Origin of the sequence: Sphingobacterium corticibacter, from assembly GCF_003076635.1 — a bacterium.
Classification (GTDB): domain Bacteria; phylum Bacteroidota; class Bacteroidia; order Sphingobacteriales; family Sphingobacteriaceae; genus Sphingobacterium; species Sphingobacterium corticibacter.
Genome location: NZ_QDKG01000006.1, coordinates 221,419 through 237,508 on the forward strand (window position 1 = coordinate 221,419; position 16,090 = coordinate 237,508).

Genomic DNA, 16,090 nt, shown 5'->3' on the forward strand with positions numbered 1-16,090 from the left:
TTACTTGTAATAAATTATGATTTTAGTAGCAGATAGTGGGTCGTCGAGTTCGGAATGGATGTTACATTTACCAGATAGTGATCCTTTGTCTTTTCGGACGAAAGGATTGAATCCCTATTTTGTAAGTGAGAAGGAGATTGCTCGGGTATTAGGTGAGGTGCCAGAAATCATTCCATATATCTCGGAAGTACACGAAGTTTATTTTTTTGGAGCAGGTTGTTCTACGCCAGATCGAAGAGAGATTGTTTCTAATGCTTTAACCGCTATATTTCCCGATGCATTTATTTCCGTAGAAACAGAATTAATGGGTACAGCTTATGCGACATTAGGTACGCAAGAAGGGATTGTTTGCAATATAGGTACTGGGTCTGACATGAGCTTTTACGATGGTGAATATCTATCTCCGAGTTTGCACGGAAATGGTTATGTATTGGGCGACGAAGGGTCTGGTGCTTGGTTTGGAAAGCAATTAATTATGGATTTTCTCTATGGCAATATGCCGAGGGATGTCGCTAAGTTATTTGAAGAACAATATCGCTTAACTAAAGAAGTAGTCGTTAAAAATGTTTACCAAAAGGATCGGCCGAATGCATATTTAGCCTCTTTTGTGCCATTTATGGATCAGAATAGGTTAAACTCTTATATAGATTCTTTATTGCGAAACGGTTTTGATGAATTTGTCCGTACCCATATTATGACCTATCCTAATTATTCGGAGCACGAGTGTAATTTTGTCGGTCGAGTGGCTTTCCACTTCGATCTGCAATTGCGAGATGTTTGCGACTTACATGGCGTTAGAGTAGGACGAATATTGAAAAACCCGATCAAGCCGCTTTACGATTTTGTCATACGTAGAGAGATGGATAATTCTTTAGCTATTGGTAATTATGGTGCGGAATTTGAATAGATCATTTTTTACATTTAGATATTAAAGATATGTTACAGATGTTATTGGTTTTTACAATGCTTATGCCGTTGAATAATGGTGTTTACGATTATAGCATTAAGACAATTGATGGAAAAGAGATTAAGCTCTCCACTTTCAAGGGTAAAACAATGGTGTTGGTGAATACGGCTTCCAAGTGTGGCTTTACCAAACAATACAAAGATTTACAGGCATTGCATGAGCAGCATGGTGACCAATTGGTGATCATTGGTTTTCCATCAGATAACTTTGGGGGACAAGAGCTGGATGAAAACGATGCTATACAAGCCTTCTGCGAAGAGAACTACGGAGTTACCTTTATTCTGTCTGAAAAGGTAGATGTAAAAGGGGATAAGGCCACTCCACTATTCAAGTATTTGACCTCCGCTCCTAATCCAGATTTTACGGGAGATATTAAATGGAATTTTGAAAAGTTTGTTATCGATGCTGACGGAAAATTGGTGCATCGCTTCCGATCTGCCGTGACGCCGTCGGACTCGGAATTTACGAAAGCAGTACTTGCTAGTAAATAAATAAACAAAGCAGATCAGTTTAGCTGTATTTAAAAAGGGTCAATATCCAAGTGGATATTGACCCTTTTTAATGGGATAGCTACTAATTTACTTTATATAGTAGTTGATTCGTGCTATCAATCTCTACCTAATTGGCAGATACTGGCGGAATTTCTACACTGTCATAAGTCCATTTCAGGATTAGCTTAACAGCATCTTCAATTCGTTTCATGCCTTCCTCAGTCGTAAGGTCAATTTCGCAGAATAAGCTATCGGTGTTTTTAGAATGCAATACCAAATAGTAAATGCCTGCAACTAATATGCTTGTAATAGCGCGCAAGTCTAATTTATCTGGTCCAATCTCTCTATCCGCAAAAGCAAAAAATAGGGCGCTCATTTTTTCACGCTCTTGAGTAACTTTAGACATGATGTCGCTGTTTTCACTGATCTGCCACAATACTACTTTTTGCATCTCCTGATTTTTGGCAAACTCTTTCATTTGGTTTGTCAATAGCGACTCCAAAAAGCCTTTAGAGCCTTCTTTGGGAGACTGACCAAAGTATTCCATAGCGCCCACAGTAGCGGCCACCCAGTAATCTTTATCTTTGATATAAGTCTCCACAAGATTCTCTACAGAACCAAAATACAAGGTTACCAATTTGCGATCTACACCTGCTTTTCTAGAAATATTTGCAATTGTAAGTCCTGTGTAGCCCTTTTCTTCGAGAACTACTCCGACAGCTTGGACGAGTTTGCCCATTGTCCGCTCTTTATCGTTTTTAACGCCGCGGTAAGTTTTTCTTTGTTGTTTAGCCATTATTACTTGTCTACCTATTCAAAACTAGTCATTTATATCCATAATCGAAAAGAAATAAACTCATTTAGCGTAATTTTTGCAAACTAATTTTCTTCCCTATGTCTTCAAGTGCATTTAACGTATGATCTAAATGTGCCTTAGTGTGCGTTGCCATCAAGCTAGTTCTAATTCGAGCGTCTTTTTTCGCGACACCAGGATAAACAATGCAGTTCGCATATATTCCTGCTTGTAACAGCAGTCGAGCGACGGTAGCTGTTCGGTGAGGGTCGCCAATTTTGATCGGGATGATTGGAGAGGCACTTGTACCGATATCTACACCTAAAGTCAGTAGTCCATTCCTAAAATAAGTCACATTTTCTGCGAGTTTTTCGCGCCAATGTGGTTCTTCATCTATTAGATCAATGGCTTTTAGCAGGCCGTAGGTTGCTGGTGTAGACGTAGAAGAGAAAACTTGTTGTCTTGATTGATAGCGTAGGTAATTGATAATATCTAGTGAAGCAATGATAAATCCTCCTATATGTCCGAAGGCTTTGCTCAAGGTGCCTGCAATAATGTCTACATCTTCTAAAGCGTCATAAACCTCCATCGCACCACGCCCAGTCTCACCTAGCACTCCGATTCCATGAGCATCATCCACCATTAAATAAGCGCCATAGGATTTTACTAAGGCTTTGATCTCATCTAATTTTGCTAGGTCTCCATTTTGCGAATAAACGCCGTCTATGATGACTAACCGTGTACGAAACGTATTTTTGGTCTCTGCGAGGGCGCGCTCCAAATGTACCATACTGTTATGAGGGAACCGTTTGGTGTTCGTGTTTAGTAGCCCTTCGTAAACACTGGCATGTACTTCCATATCTACGATGGCACAATCTTCCGGTTTTAATAGCGCGAGTAGGGTGGAACTATTAGCGGTATATCCCGTTGTAAAGACTATACTACTTCCCTTTGGCTTGCCAAAAAAGGCGGATAGTTTGTTTTCCAACATCACGTGATATTCATGATGCCCTCCGATTAGTGGGGAAGCACCTGCACCAGTACCATATTTCATAATGCCGTCAATTGCAGCTTGCTTGACTTTCGGATGTTGGGTGAAGTTTAAATAATCATTAGATACCAAACTGACACAAGTAGTAGGTTTTTTTAAGAATGGCGAGCTAACGATGACCTCGGGACCAGATCCTTGCGTAATGAACCTAAAGTTCATTTGCTCATTGGTCTCCATATAGTCCGTAAATTCTTTGAAAATCTTGGTGGTAGCGGCTAGATCGTAATCAGGAATGTTTTCAAATTCCTTGAATGTGGCAGTTTCAAAATTAATTATACTCATAAAAATTGGTCTTGGAATGATCGTATTTGCCGCAAAGTAGTCAAAATTTATTTCGATTTAATGTAGTTAATATGAATTTTTTAGCATTTTTTTGCTACATATATTTGTTCATTTGTAGGAAAATTTAATTATTTATTAACGGTTTAATGTTTAACGGTAAATGTAATTCTTGTTGTACACAAAAAAGCCTTCAGAGTATCGCTAGATAATCTGAAGGCTATTCTAATTATTAAACAATGAAACAACTTTGAGCTTTAAGCTAAAAAACCTTACTCCATGATTAGATGGGTAAGGTTTAAAAGATCATTATGATCTTTAAGTTTTGCTGATATGGTAAACTATCTTCCCTGTGTTAGAGATACCTTTAATATCAACGTGCGATCTATTTGTACATTAAAATTGTCATTGATAGGATCTTCGGCATAAATGGTAATTCTACCTGTTGTATACTCATAGTTATATGAGATTCCTTGAATTGTAGCAGGCAATTTATTGAAGGTTTCTCTATTATTGTTACTCATAGACATACTTACTAAACCAAAATCTACGTAATTATCTGATAGCTCTGGTACATCAATTGAAACACTTGCCGCTGGCGTATTATTATTTGTCCAATCCTGTGGATTTATCGTATATGAAAATGTATCCGTGCGTGGATCTTCGATATACTCTTTTGTACAGGAGTTGAAGGATAGCATTGTAGCTGATGCTATCACTAAGGCTAATAGAATTCTTTTCATAATGAGTTATTTGTTTTTAAATGTATTGCTAATGTTATCTCTGTATAGGCGTATGTACTTATGACTCTCAAAGCGCCTTGAGGGTTTAAGCACTTATAACAAAAATATTGCCATAAAAAAGGAGCGCTACCAATAGCGCTCCTTCTACTTTATAAAAATGACTACTTTTTCTTATCCGGCTTGTCCGATTTTACATCATCGTCCTCTGGCGTAGTATTAGCCTTAGCTGTCACCACGATTTCCGATTTCTCTTTGTCGAACTCCACCAAAATGGTGTCGCCACTTTTCAGATTGTCTTTTAGAATCTCTTCAGCGATAGGATCTTCTAAATGTTTCTGGATAGCACGTTTTAACGGTCGCGCACCAAAGTTGGTGTCATACCCTTTCTCTGCGATGTAATTTTTCGCATCATCCGAAAGTTCAATCGTATGACCTAGATCCGAAATTCTTCCAAATAAGGCTCTTAGTTCGATATCAATGATCTTAAAGATATGCTCTTTGACCAATGAATTAAACACGATCACATCATCAATACGGTTCAAGAACTCGGGTGCAAAGGCTCTCTTCAGCGCAGTTTCGATCACACCGCGAGAGTGTGAGTCCGCCTGATTTTCTTTCGCCGAAGTAGTAAAGCCAACTCCTTGACCAAATTCTTTCAGTTGGCGTGCACCAATATTGGATGTCATGATGATAATCGTATTGCGGAAATCAACCTTCCGACCCAAACTATCTGTCAATTGACCTTCGTCTAATACTTGTAAGAGTAAATTGAAGACATCGGGATGTGCTTTCTCAATCTCATCCAAGAGTACCACGGCGTATGGTTTACGACGTACTTTCTCCGTCAACTGACCACCTTCTTCGTAACCTACATATCCTGGAGGCGCACCAACCAATCTAGATACAGCGAATTTCTCCATGTATTCACTCATGTCTACTTGGATCAGCGCATCTTCCGTGTCAAACATAAAACGAGCTAGCTCCTTAGCTAATTCCGTTTTACCAACACCAGTAGGACCTAAGAATACAAATGAACCAATTGGTTTTTTAGGATCTTTCAATCCGGCACGTGTACGCTGAATTGCTTTTACCAATTTCTGCACCGCTTCATCTTGGCCAATGATACGACCTTTCATCGATTCGCCCATGTTGAGCAATTTCTGACTGTCGGTTTGGCTTACACGTTGAACAGGGATACCCGTCATCATTGCAACGACCTCCGCTACATTATCTTCTGTAACGGTATGGCGCGTTGTTTTCGTTTCTTCTTCCCAAGCCGCTTTTTCACGCTCCAACTCTTCGATCAGTTTCTTCTCCGTGTCACGCAGTTTTGCTGCTTCTTCGTATTTCTGACTACGCACCACTTTATTTTTCTCGACTTTGACCTCTTCGATCTTCTCTTCGATATCAATAATCGTTTGTGGTACGTGGATATTGGTCAAGTGTACGCGTGATCCGGCTTCGTCCAAGGCATCAATAGCTTTATCCGGTAAAAAACGATCCGTAATATACCGGGTGGTCAATGTAACACAGGCGTTGATTGCTTCTTCCGTATACACGACATTGTGATGTTCTTCGTATTTGTCTTTAATACGATTTAAGATCTCAATCGTTTCGTCATGACTAGCAGGTTCTACCGTTACTTTTTGGAAACGACGATCTAATGCACCATCTTTCTCAATGTACTGACGGTATTCGTCCAGTGTGGTGGCACCAATACATTGGATCTCTCCACGCGCCAAAGCGGGTTTGAACATATTGGATGCATCCAAAGATCCTGAAGCTCCGCCTGCACCTACAATTGTGTGAATCTCATCAATAAACAAGATCACATCCGGTGATTTTTCCAATTCATTCATCACCGCTTTCATACGCTCTTCGAATTGGCCACGGTATTTGGTGCCTGCTACCAAAGATGCAAGATCTAGCGTGACGACGCGTTTGTTGAACAATACACGCGAAACCTTGCGTTGCACGATGCGCAGTGCCAATCCTTCTGCGATCGCAGATTTACCAACACCTGGCTCACCAATCAGAATAGGGTTGTTCTTTTTGCGGCGCGACAGGATTTGAGATACGCGTTCGATCTCTTTCTCGCGGCCTACAATCGGATCCAATCTTCCTTCTTCTGCAGCCTTGGTGAGGTCGCGCCCAAAGTTGTCCAACACCGGAGTTTTGGACTTAATGTCCGAAACCTTTTTGGGTTGTGCAAATTGTGCATCATCCTCTGCAAAATCATCATCGCCCGGAGGCGTGCCCGCTGCTTCGCTGGTAATGTCAGGTTTGTTTTGAGCCAATTCATTTTTGAACTGCTCGTACGTGACCTGATGTTTGTTCAATATTTGTGAGGCGATATTATCTTCGTCGCGCAATATCGCTAGCAATAAGTGTTCTGTTCCAATAATATCGCTTTTGAAGATTTTAGCTTCTAAATACGTGACTTTAAGAACTTTTTCTGCTTGCTTAGTTAGCGGTACACTGCTAATAGGTGTGCGAGACATCGAAGAACCTTTTACGGCATCTTCTATGGACTCACGCACGGCGGCCATGTCCAATCCAATGTTTTTCAAAACATGAATTGCTACACCATCCCCCTCACGTATCAATCCCAATAAAAGATGCTCCGTGCCGATATAATCATGACGAAGACGCAAGGCTTCCTCCCGACTGTACGAGATCACATCCTTTACTCGTGGTGAAAATTTAGCTTCCATCTATAAACCTTTCTAAATTATTTGTGCTATCGTAAATGTAAGTAAAATTACAAATAACCTTTACGTTAATGTTTCAATAAATTTATCAACAATCGCGCCACCCACCAACGATGATCAAAATGGCAGTAATTGACTTCAAATCGCTATATTTGTCTGAAATAAGTTACAATTTTGCTATGTCAGACGAAAAAATAATCTTCTCGATGGCAGGGGTCTCAAAGGTCTTCCCACCATCTAAGCAAGTACTCAAAAATATCTATTTATCCTTCTTTTATGGTGCCAAAATCGGAGTAATCGGATTGAATGGTTCAGGTAAGTCTTCGCTATTAAAGATCATCGCCGGATTGGACAAATCCATACAGGGTGAAGTTGTCTTTTCACCGGGATATTCGGTCGGTTATTTGGAGCAAGAACCACAGTTGGATTTAGAAAAAACGGTTCGCCAGATAGTTGAAGAGGGTGTAGCGGAAACGGTAGCCGTGTTGGCGGAATACGAAGAAATCAACCAAAAATTTGGCCTTCCTGAAGTGTATGAGAATGCCGATGAAATGGATAAATTGCTAGAACGCCAAGGTGCTTTGCAGGATAAAATCGATGCCACCAATGCTTGGGAATTGGATAGCAAATTGGAACGTGCCATGGATGCACTACGCTGTCCTGATCCAGAAGCGGTAATTGCCAATTTGTCAGGAGGTGAGCGTCGTCGTGTGGCACTTTGTCGTTTATTGTTGCAAGAGCCCGATGTTTTGCTCCTCGATGAGCCAACCAACCACTTGGATGCTGAATCTATCGATTGGTTAGAACAACATTTGAAACAATATCAGGGAACAGTGATCGCCGTAACGCACGATCGTTATTTCTTAGATAACGTAGCGGGTTGGATTTTGGAGTTAGATCGTGGAGAAGGAATTCCATGGAAAGGAAACTATTCATCGTGGTTGGATCAGAAAGCCAAACGCTTAGCACAAGAAGAAAAACAAGAAACCAAACGCCAGAAAACCTTGGAGCGCGAGCTCGAATGGGTACGTATGGCGCCTAAAGCTCGACATGCTAAATCGAAAGCACGTCTGCATAACTATGAAAAGCTGGCTTCGGAAGAGACGCAGGATCGCGAAGCGAAACTGGAATTATTCATTCCGCCAGGGCCACGTTTAGGAAATGTCGTGATCGAAGCCGATCAGATTTCGAAATCTTATGGTGATCGTATTTTATTTGAAAACCTTAGTTTTTCACTTCCTCCTGCGGGAATTGTCGGTATTATTGGTCCCAATGGTGCTGGTAAAACCACGTTATTCCGCTTAATTACCGGTCAAGAACAACCAGATACAGGTACATTTAAAGTTGGTGAGACGGTTGCCTTGGGTTATGTAGATCAGATGCACCATGATCTGGATGCCGAAAAATCGGTTTGGGAAAACATCACCGATGGCAATGAAAACATCAATCTCGGTACGAAATCGGTGAATTCTCGCGCCTACGTTTCCAAGTTCAATTTCAATGGCGCTGATCAACAGAAAAAAGTGGGCGTGTTATCTGGTGGAGAGCGAAACCGTGTCCATTTGGCCATTACCTTGAAAAAGGGATCTAATGTACTATTGCTGGATGAGCCGACGAATGATATTGATGTGAATACCTTGCGTGCACTGGAAGAAGGTTTGGAGAACTTTGGCGGCTGTGCTGTGGTTATCTCGCACGACCGTTGGTTTTTAGACCGGATCTGTACGCATATTTTGGCATTTGAGGGCGATTCTCAGGTGTATTTCTTCGAAGGTAACTACACCGAATACGAAGAAAACCGCAAAAAGCGCTTGGGTGATGTAGCGCCACAACGTATTAAATACAAAAAACTAGTGAAGTAATCTTTGCTTTGGATAACGCAAAATTATTAGAAGCCATTATCGTCAACGCTATCGATGGTATTATTACCATCGATAATCGTGGCGTGGTTGAGTCCATCAATCCTTCCGCATTGGCTTTGTTTGGCTATCGCGCGGAAGAAGTCGTGGGACAAAACATCCGTATGCTTATGCCAGAGCCTGATCGCGGTAACCACGATTCGTACATACAGAACTATGAACGTACTGGGCATGCCAAAATTATTGGCCTAGGACGCGAAGTGCTCGGCCGCAAGCAAGATGGTACCACGTTTCCGTTTCGCTTAGCGGTCAGTGAGGTGTTTTATCAGAACCGCAAAATATTTACCGGATTTATCCACGACTTATCCAAAGAAAAGGCGGCCGAAGATCAACTTCGGCAATATGCGGTAGAGCTCGAAGAGAAAGTGAGCGACCGTACCAAGGACTTGATCAATCTGGTCTCGCAATTGGAAGAAGCAAAACAGGAAGTGAGTATCTCTTTAGAGAAAGAGAAGGAACTGAATCAGCTCAAATCTCGCTTTGTGTCTATGGCATCCCATGAATTTCGGACGCCACTCAGTTCGGTGCAACTTTCAGCCTCGCTGATCGAAAAATACATGCAAAAGCCAGATCATGATGCCGTCGCGAAACATACCGCACGGATCAAGGGTTCGGTACAATTACTGAACACGATTCTGAACGACTTTCTTTCCTTAGAGAAGTTGGAAGCAGGTGTCGTTCGTGTAGAGAAGCAATTGGTCAATCTGGTACAGTTGGCCGAGGAAATCACCGAGGAGATGCAGTTGATCTGCAAAAAAAATCAGTTGATTGTGTACCAACACACCGGTTCTGAAGGTTCGTTTGAGCTGGATTCGCATCTGATAAAAAGTAGCATTATCAATCTGATATCCAATGCAATCAAGTATTCTGGAGAAGATACGTACATTGAGTTTTCTACTGAAATAAATGGGCATTCGTGTACCATCACCGTGAAAGATAATGGAATAGGTATTCCGCAGGAAGAACAGCAGAGTTTATTTGAACCGTTTTTCCGAGCACATAATACGGGAAGTATTCCCGGTACGGGCTTGGGTCTAAATATCGTAAAACGTTATGTAGAACTCATGGGTGGCACTTTAACCTACTGGTCTGAGTTGCACCGTGGCGCATCCTTTAGCATGACTTTCTCGGCAAGTAAAGCATAATATGGCAGCACATAAGCAAAAGGTACTGATCATCGAAGATCATTTGGAAATCCGGGAAGGTACAGCCGAAATCTTGGAGCTCACCGACAACTATCACGTGTTTATGGCCGCTCATGGTCGCGAGGGAGTGGATTTGGCCTTGGAGCACGTGCCTGACATTATTCTTTGTGATATCATGATGCCTGAGTTGGATGGATATGGTGTGCTTTATATGTTGGGGAAATATCCTACTACGAAAAACATTCCTTTTATCTTCCTGACGGCAAAGACCGAACGATCCGATATTCGTAAGGCGATGGAAATGGGGGCTGATGATTATTTGACGAAACCTTTCGATGATATTGAATTGCTCAACGCCATCGAAGTGCGCTTGAAAAAGAGAAATCAATTGGCTGCGCACGCAACGAATGAGCCGCAGGAAGATATTGCTCAGGAAGTTCTGTTGGATCATATGGTCAGGGAAGCACGCATTAAGCGTGTCAAGAAAAAACAACTTTTGTACGAAGCGGGTGATATACCTTACTTTATATACTATGTAATAAAAGGTAAAGTGCGTACCTTTTTGAGTTATGTGGATGGCCGAGAATTGTCGACTGCGATTATTACCGAACAACAACTTTTTGGCTATGAATCTCCCTTACTCAATACGAGCTATAGTGATAATGCCGTCGCTTTGGAAGATGCAGAAGTAGCACTACTACCCAAGGAAGATTTCTTCGAGCTAATGTACAGAAAACCTGCATTGGCAGCGCAAGTGATCCGAATGCTCTCTGGAAATGTGCAAGCGAAAGAAAAGCAAATGCTCGGATTTGCCTACGATACGGTACGTAAGCGCGTAGCGAATGCGCTTATCGAAGTGGCCGAAAAATCGGCTCCGCAGCAAGACCAATGTACCATTCGAATCTCTCGCGAGGATCTCGCGGCATTGGCCGGTACGGCCAATGAAACGATTAGTAGAATGCTAGCCGATTTCAAAGACGAGAAATTGATTCATAAAGAAGGCAATTCGATCGTCGTCAACTCGGTGGAAAAGCTTCAACGTATCAAACACTAAACTTTCCCAATCCGCTGCCAATTAGGTGACGAAGATCATATTTTTTGCTGATGCATTGCATGAGCCCGCGTACTCATGCCGGGTATCTTTGTTCGTAGTTGTTTATCAACCGAAAACACCGAAGAAAGATATGAGAGTTATAGCATACAGTATATTAGAGCAGGAAAAGGAACTGCTTATCAAAGCCAATTCAAAAGTCCACGATTTTACGTTTATATCCAATCCATTGACTATGGATACCATGCACTTTGTGGAAGGCAAAGAAGTGATTGTGATATCGGAGCGTGATGTATTGGATCAGCAAGCGTTGGTGAACCTGTACCATCTTGGTGTGAGAAGTGTCATTACGCGCACAACATCCACCGCGCATATCGATCTTTCGGCTGCCGGTATACTCCGAATGCATGTAGCAAATACCCCATTTGACGATCAAACGCCCTATGGTATCGCTACGCAAGTAGTACAAAATCTGACCAACTGGATGGTGGGCGGCTGCGCCGGAAAAGCCTGTCAATGCCGCATGGATTGCGCGAAAAAAAGTGCCGATACAGCACAGGAAGGAGGGCTGCCACATGTCCGATAATCTAAACGAGCTCATCCATAAATATAATGTCGCAACTCCGCGTTATACCTCTTATCCGACCGTTCCTTGTTGGAATGAAGCGAATTTTAGTACATCAGGCTGGATCACTCAGTTGCAGAAAAATTTTGACCAAGATCCAGCGCAAGGTATTAGCGTCTATATACATCTGCCCTTTTGTGAAAGCTTATGCACATACTGTGGTTGCAATACCCGCATCACCAAAAAACATCAGGTAGAAGCGCCTTATATTAATGCCGTCATAAAAGAATGGCAAATGTATCGCGCCCTTTTAGGTGATCAGCCGTTACATATCAAAGAAATACACCTCGGTGGTGGTACACCCACGTTTTTTGCGCCAGAAAATTTACGTCAGCTCATTGCTGCGGTCTTAGAAGGCAATACGATGGATGAAAATCCTGCTTTCTCGTTTGAGGCACATCCGGCCAATACATCGGCTGAGCACCTTCAGGTGTTACATGATGTTGGATTTAGACGACTTAGTTTAGGTATTCAGGATTTTGATCCAGAAGTACAGCGCGTGATTAATCGTAAGCAAAGCGTGGAAGATGTAAAAGTAGTGATGGATCAAGCACGCGCCATCGGGTATACCTCCATTAATTTTGATTTAATATATGGGTTGCCATTGCAAACGTTGCATTCCGTCTTTGATACGATCACGGTTGCACTATCCATGAAACCAGAACGCATCTCCTTTTATAGCTACGCACATGTGCCTTGGATCAAGCCCGGTCAGCGGCATTTTAGCGAAAAGGATCTGCCGGTTGGCAAAGAAAAGATGGATCTGTACAAACTCGGTAAAGGCATGATCGCAGAAGCAGGATATAAAGAAGTCGGCATGGATCATTTTGCTTTACCTAGCGATAGCTTGTTGCTGGCATCAGAGAATGGCGAGTTGCATCGCAATTTTATGGGTTATACAGATAGCTATACACCAATCTTGATCGGTTTGGGGGTGTCGTCCATCAGTGATGCATGGACGGCGTATGCACAAAATGTAAAAACCGTAGAAGAGTACTATCGTATGTTGAATATGGGAGAATTACCTGTGCTACGCGGACATCTATTATCGAAGGATGACGAACAATCTCGACGGTACATCTTAGAGATGATGTGTCGGGATAGGGTAGTGCTGAATGAAAATGATCCAAGCAAGAATGCCGTGATCATTCAACGACTGCGATCTTTACGAACCGATGGATTAGTACGGGTAAAAGATAATGTGGTGCGTGCAACTCCTCTGGGGAAAGCGCTGATTCGAAATGTGTGCACCGCTTTTGATGAATATTTGCATCAAGAAACCGATCCGGTATCCGTGCGATTTAGTCAAGCCGTATAGATTATTAGTATAATTCACCTTTGCCATGTCTACCCAATTACTTGTTGACCAAGCATGCTATCACTGTGGAGATAGTCTTGGACCAGCGCCATACCTGCTCGGCGGGCGACAGTTCTGTTGTTTAGGTTGCCAGACCGTCTATCAAATTATGTATGACAATGGCATGGATAGCTATTATAAATATAATACACATCCGGGCAAATCGCAGCGTAATAATCGTAACGCCGATCTAAGCTATCTTGACGAGCCCAAGATCATTGCGCAGTTGTTGGATTATATGGATGAGGAACGGTCTATCATTACCTTTTATATTCCGGCCATTCACTGCAGTTCTTGTATCTGGCTTTTGGAACACCTCTATCGCATCAATAAAGGAATATCACGCGGACAAGTCGATTTCATGAAAAAGCAGGTGAGCATCGTATTTGATCAGCATAGCATAAGCCTGCGCGAACTGGTGATGTTATTAATTTCTATAGGATATGAGCCAAAGATCACCTTGCAAGATGTGGTGCGGCAAAATAAAAAGGTAGATCAACGTGGGCTGATTGCCAGAATAGCGGTAGCCGGTTTTTGCTTCGGCAACTCCATGATGCTCAGCTTTCCAGATTATTTTGGTATGTCTGCCTTTGAAAAGGAGTTCTCCCATTATTTTGGTTATCTCAATTTACTATTAGCGCTGCCCGTATTTATATATAGTGCATCCGGCTATTTCAGCTCCGCTTGGCACAGCCTGAAACGCGGTCGCTTGAATTTGGAGGTGCCATTGGCATTAGGAATTCTGGTGCTTTTTCTCCGCACGGCATTCGAAGTATTAACGCATACTGGACCCGGCTTTTCCGATACTTTGTGTAGTTTAGTATTCTTTATTCTCATTGGTCGCTGGGTACAGCAACACACCTATCATCATCTTTCTTTCGAGCGCGATTATCGTTCTTACTTTCCGGTTGCGGTGACTGTGTTAAATAATGGTGCTGAACGGTCTGTTCCTTTAGGGGAATTACAGGTGGGCGATCGAATCTGGATTCGACATCAAGAAATTATTCCCGCCGATGCTATCCTGTTGAAAGGAGAGGGCGCAGTCGACTTTAGTTTTGTTACGGGTGAGTCCAAGGTTGTTCACAAAGGTTTAGGGGAAATGATTTATGCCGGTGGCCGGCAGATGGGAGAGGCGATGGAACTGGAAGTGATGAAGCCCGTATCTCAAAGTTACTTGACAAAGTTGTGGAACAATGATCAGGAAGAAGCCAAACCCAAAGAATACCGAACTTTCGTGGGCTTTATTAGTAAATATTTTACGATCGGTTTGGTATTGATCGCCTTGTCGGCTTGGGGTTATTGGTGGTCCGTCGGGAATATGCACTACGCGTGGGCGGCCCTTACGGCTGTGCTGATCATTGCCTGTCCTTGTGCCTTGGCATTAAGTTCGCCATTTACCTTGTCGGCAGCACTGAGCATCTTAGATAAAAATCGATTTTATGTGAAGAATGCGAGTGCAATCGAACAAATGGCCGCGATTGATTGCTTGGTGTTTGATAAAACAGGAACCATTTCGTCACCCTCTTCTTCTCTGATGCGGTGGAAGGGGACGCTAAATGATCAGGAATCCATAGCCCTCGCCTCTGTATGTCGGCATTCTTCTCATCCGCTTAGTCGACAGATCGTGCAATACCTTGGTCGGAAAAGTTATGCAGACGTAAGCGCTTATGAGGAGATGGCCGGCCAAGGAATCACAGCAACCTGTAATGGGTTGCTATTGAAAGTGGGCAGTGCACGTCATGTGGGTACTAAAGCAAATTTCGAAGGCACAGTCGTACATGTACAGATTGACGGGAAGATGAAAGGTGTATTTCAGGTCGAACAATCTTGGCGCCCTAATCTTGGTACTGTCTTGCACAATTTATCGAAGGAGTATAGTTTACACTTGGTTTCAGGGGATAATGATCGACATGGTGCAGAAATGAGGGTGCTTTTTCCGGATCGGGCTACCTTAATATTCAATCAGCATCCCGCGGACAAGCTGCGGAGAATTGCCGATTGGCAGCAAGATGGTCGCGTGGTGGCGATGATAGGCGATGGACTGAACGATGCAGGCGCTTTGCGAAAGGCCGATATGGGTATCGCCGTCAGTGATGATATCAATAACTTCTCACCGGGCTGTGACGCAATACTCGATGGGGTGCACTTTGATAAACTACCCAGCTTCTTTCGATTTGCGAAAGATGCGGTGCTTGTGATTCGCTTGAGCTTCGGAATCTCTATCTTATATAATGTAGTTGGTTTAAGTCTTGCGGTGCAAGGAGCGATGTCACCTTTGTTCGCGGCGATTTTGATGCCACTGAGTACAGCAACGATTATTTCTTTTACGAGCTTAACAACGCGTTGGTTCGGAAAACGACGTAAACTGCTTTAATTTTTAGATACTATGGGTATTATATTCTTGTTGATTGGCTGTAGTGCGCTGGTCGCAATACTATTTTTAGGTGCTTTTTTCTGGGCAAATAAAACAGGTCAGCACCAAGATACCGATACGCCAGCGTATCGTATACTCTTCGATGATGAATTAGAAGAGAATCATTAACCGCTTTTCTTCAAAAAAAATCTCTCTCTTTTTAAGGTAGTTAGCTTTGCTAAAACATAAAAGAGTAAAAAAGGTTTTGGAGGTGCGAAAGTTTATTCTACCTTTGCACCACTCCGCAAGGGAGGAACGATATTGAAAGGATAGAAAAAGCGAGTTTACGGAGGCGTTAGCTGACAAAACGAGCGGATTCGGGAAGAGGAGATCACCAAAAATATTTTCAAAATAAATTTGGAAGATCAGAAAAGATTCCTACCTTTGCAATCCCAACCACAGAGGAAGGGAAACAAAAAAAGAAACGTTAAGCTCGACAGAGTAAAACATAAAGTGCCAAAGCGCGATGCGGCGGCGAGAAAGTTCTTTAAAGAAATGATCATGATGCGTGGTGAGTAGTTTAGCTTTTAGATTTTGAGAGCGGC

General features: G+C 42.5%; 13 protein-coding genes. 9 read left to right on the forward strand and 4 right to left on the reverse strand.

Annotation, left to right across the window (positions count from 1 at the left end; translation table 11 throughout):
* Positions 1–16: 16 nt before the first annotated feature.
* The gene (locus tag DC487_RS15135; RefSeq protein WP_116776806.1) at positions 17–907 is read left to right on the forward strand and encodes an N-acetylglucosamine kinase; all 891 of its coding nucleotides are present in this window, start codon (positions 17–19) and stop codon (positions 905–907) included.
* Between the two features lie 29 nt (positions 908–936).
* Positions 937–1,458, forward strand: a complete 522-nt coding sequence (locus tag DC487_RS15140) for a glutathione peroxidase (protein WP_116776807.1) — start codon at positions 937–939, stop codon at positions 1,456–1,458.
* A gap of 127 nt (positions 1,459–1,585) precedes the next feature.
* On the opposite strand, the gene DC487_RS15145 is transcribed toward DC487_RS15140, so the two are convergent.
* The 4 genes from DC487_RS15145 to DC487_RS15160 all read right to left on the reverse strand — a co-directional run bounded on the left by DC487_RS15145 (position 1,586) and on the right by DC487_RS15160 (position 7,038).
* Positions 1,586–2,254, reverse strand: coding sequence for a TetR/AcrR family transcriptional regulator (locus tag DC487_RS15145; protein ID WP_116776808.1), 669 nt, complete (start codon positions 2,252–2,254; stop codon positions 1,586–1,588).
* A gap of 64 nt (positions 2,255–2,318) precedes the next feature.
* A complete protein-coding gene (locus DC487_RS15150) occupies positions 2,319–3,584 on the reverse strand; it encodes an aminotransferase class I/II-fold pyridoxal phosphate-dependent enzyme (RefSeq protein WP_116776809.1) in 1,266 nt (421 codons plus the stop codon).
* A 338-nt stretch (positions 3,585–3,922) separates the two neighbouring features.
* Positions 3,923–4,324, reverse strand: a complete 402-nt coding sequence (locus DC487_RS15155; protein WP_116776810.1) for a hypothetical protein — start codon at positions 4,322–4,324, stop codon at positions 3,923–3,925.
* A gap of 161 nt (positions 4,325–4,485) precedes the next feature.
* Positions 4,486–7,038 carry an ATP-dependent Clp protease ATP-binding subunit gene (locus DC487_RS15160; protein ID WP_116776811.1) on the reverse strand — a complete coding sequence of 851 codons (2,553 nt, stop codon included), beginning with the start codon at positions 7,036–7,038 and terminating at the stop codon, positions 4,486–4,488.
* A 176-nt stretch (positions 7,039–7,214) separates the two neighbouring features.
* On the opposite strand from DC487_RS15160, the gene ettA reads away from it, so the two are divergent.
* The 7 genes from ettA to ccoS all read left to right on the forward strand — a co-directional run bounded on the left by ettA (position 7,215) and on the right by ccoS (position 15,674).
* Positions 7,215–8,897: an energy-dependent translational throttle protein EttA gene (gene ettA, locus DC487_RS15165; RefSeq protein ID WP_116776830.1), complete on the forward strand. Its 1,683-nt coding sequence runs from the start codon at positions 7,215–7,217 to the stop codon at positions 8,895–8,897.
* Positions 8,898–8,905: 8 nt separating this feature from the next.
* Entirely contained in the window at positions 8,906–10,099 is a 1,194-nt protein-coding gene (locus DC487_RS15170; RefSeq protein WP_116776812.1) for a PAS domain-containing sensor histidine kinase, read from the forward strand.
* 1 nt (position 10,100) lies between these two features.
* Positions 10,101–11,153, forward strand: coding sequence for a response regulator (locus DC487_RS15175; protein WP_116776813.1), 1,053 nt, complete (start codon positions 10,101–10,103; stop codon positions 11,151–11,153).
* Positions 11,154–11,283: 130 nt separating this feature from the next.
* On the forward strand, positions 11,284–11,736 hold the full coding sequence (locus tag DC487_RS15180; RefSeq protein ID WP_133228649.1) for a Rossmann-fold NAD(P)-binding domain-containing protein: 453 nt from the start codon (positions 11,284–11,286) through the stop codon (positions 11,734–11,736).
* On the forward strand, positions 11,726–13,093 hold the full coding sequence (hemN, locus tag DC487_RS15185) for an oxygen-independent coproporphyrinogen III oxidase (RefSeq protein ID WP_116776815.1): 1,368 nt from the start codon (positions 11,726–11,728) through the stop codon (positions 13,091–13,093). The genes DC487_RS15180 and hemN overlap by 11 nt, the downstream gene beginning before the upstream one ends.
* A gap of 25 nt (positions 13,094–13,118) precedes the next feature.
* A complete protein-coding gene (locus tag DC487_RS15190; protein ID WP_116776816.1) occupies positions 13,119–15,506 on the forward strand; it encodes a heavy metal translocating P-type ATPase in 2,388 nt (795 codons plus the stop codon).
* A 12-nt stretch (positions 15,507–15,518) separates the two neighbouring features.
* On the forward strand, positions 15,519–15,674 hold the full coding sequence (ccoS, locus tag DC487_RS15195; RefSeq protein WP_116776817.1) for a cbb3-type cytochrome oxidase assembly protein CcoS: 156 nt from the start codon (positions 15,519–15,521) through the stop codon (positions 15,672–15,674).
* Positions 15,675–16,090 lie beyond the last annotated feature (416 nt).

Bases quoted from the DNA above. Each gene is read 5' to 3' on its own strand.
- DC487_RS15135 (WP_116776806.1), top strand. From the start codon at position 17: ATGATTTTAGTAGCAGATAGTGGGTCGTCGAGTTCGGAATGGATGTTA.
- DC487_RS15140 (WP_116776807.1), top strand. From the start codon at position 937: ATGTTACAGATGTTATTGGTTTTTACAATGCTTATGCCGTTGAATAAT.
- DC487_RS15145 (WP_116776808.1), bottom strand. From the start codon at position 2,254: ATGGCTAAACAACAAAGAAAAACTTACCGCGGCGTTAAAAACGATAAA.
- DC487_RS15150 (WP_116776809.1), bottom strand. From the start codon at position 3,584: ATGAGTATAATTAATTTTGAAACTGCCACATTCAAGGAATTTGAAAAC.
- DC487_RS15155 (WP_116776810.1), bottom strand. From the start codon at position 4,324: ATGAAAAGAATTCTATTAGCCTTAGTGATAGCATCAGCTACAATGCTA.
- DC487_RS15160 (WP_116776811.1), bottom strand. From the start codon at position 7,038: ATGGAAGCTAAATTTTCACCACGAGTAAAGGATGTGATCTCGTACAGT.
- ettA (WP_116776830.1), top strand. From the start codon at position 7,215: ATGTCAGACGAAAAAATAATCTTCTCGATGGCAGGGGTCTCAAAGGTC.
- DC487_RS15175 (WP_116776813.1), top strand. From the start codon at position 10,101: ATGGCAGCACATAAGCAAAAGGTACTGATCATCGAAGATCATTTGGAA.
- DC487_RS15180 (WP_133228649.1), top strand. From the start codon at position 11,284: ATGAGAGTTATAGCATACAGTATATTAGAGCAGGAAAAGGAACTGCTT.
- hemN (WP_116776815.1), top strand. From the start codon at position 11,726: ATGTCCGATAATCTAAACGAGCTCATCCATAAATATAATGTCGCAACT.
- DC487_RS15190 (WP_116776816.1), top strand. From the start codon at position 13,119: ATGTCTACCCAATTACTTGTTGACCAAGCATGCTATCACTGTGGAGAT.
- ccoS (WP_116776817.1), top strand. From the start codon at position 15,519: ATGGGTATTATATTCTTGTTGATTGGCTGTAGTGCGCTGGTCGCAATA.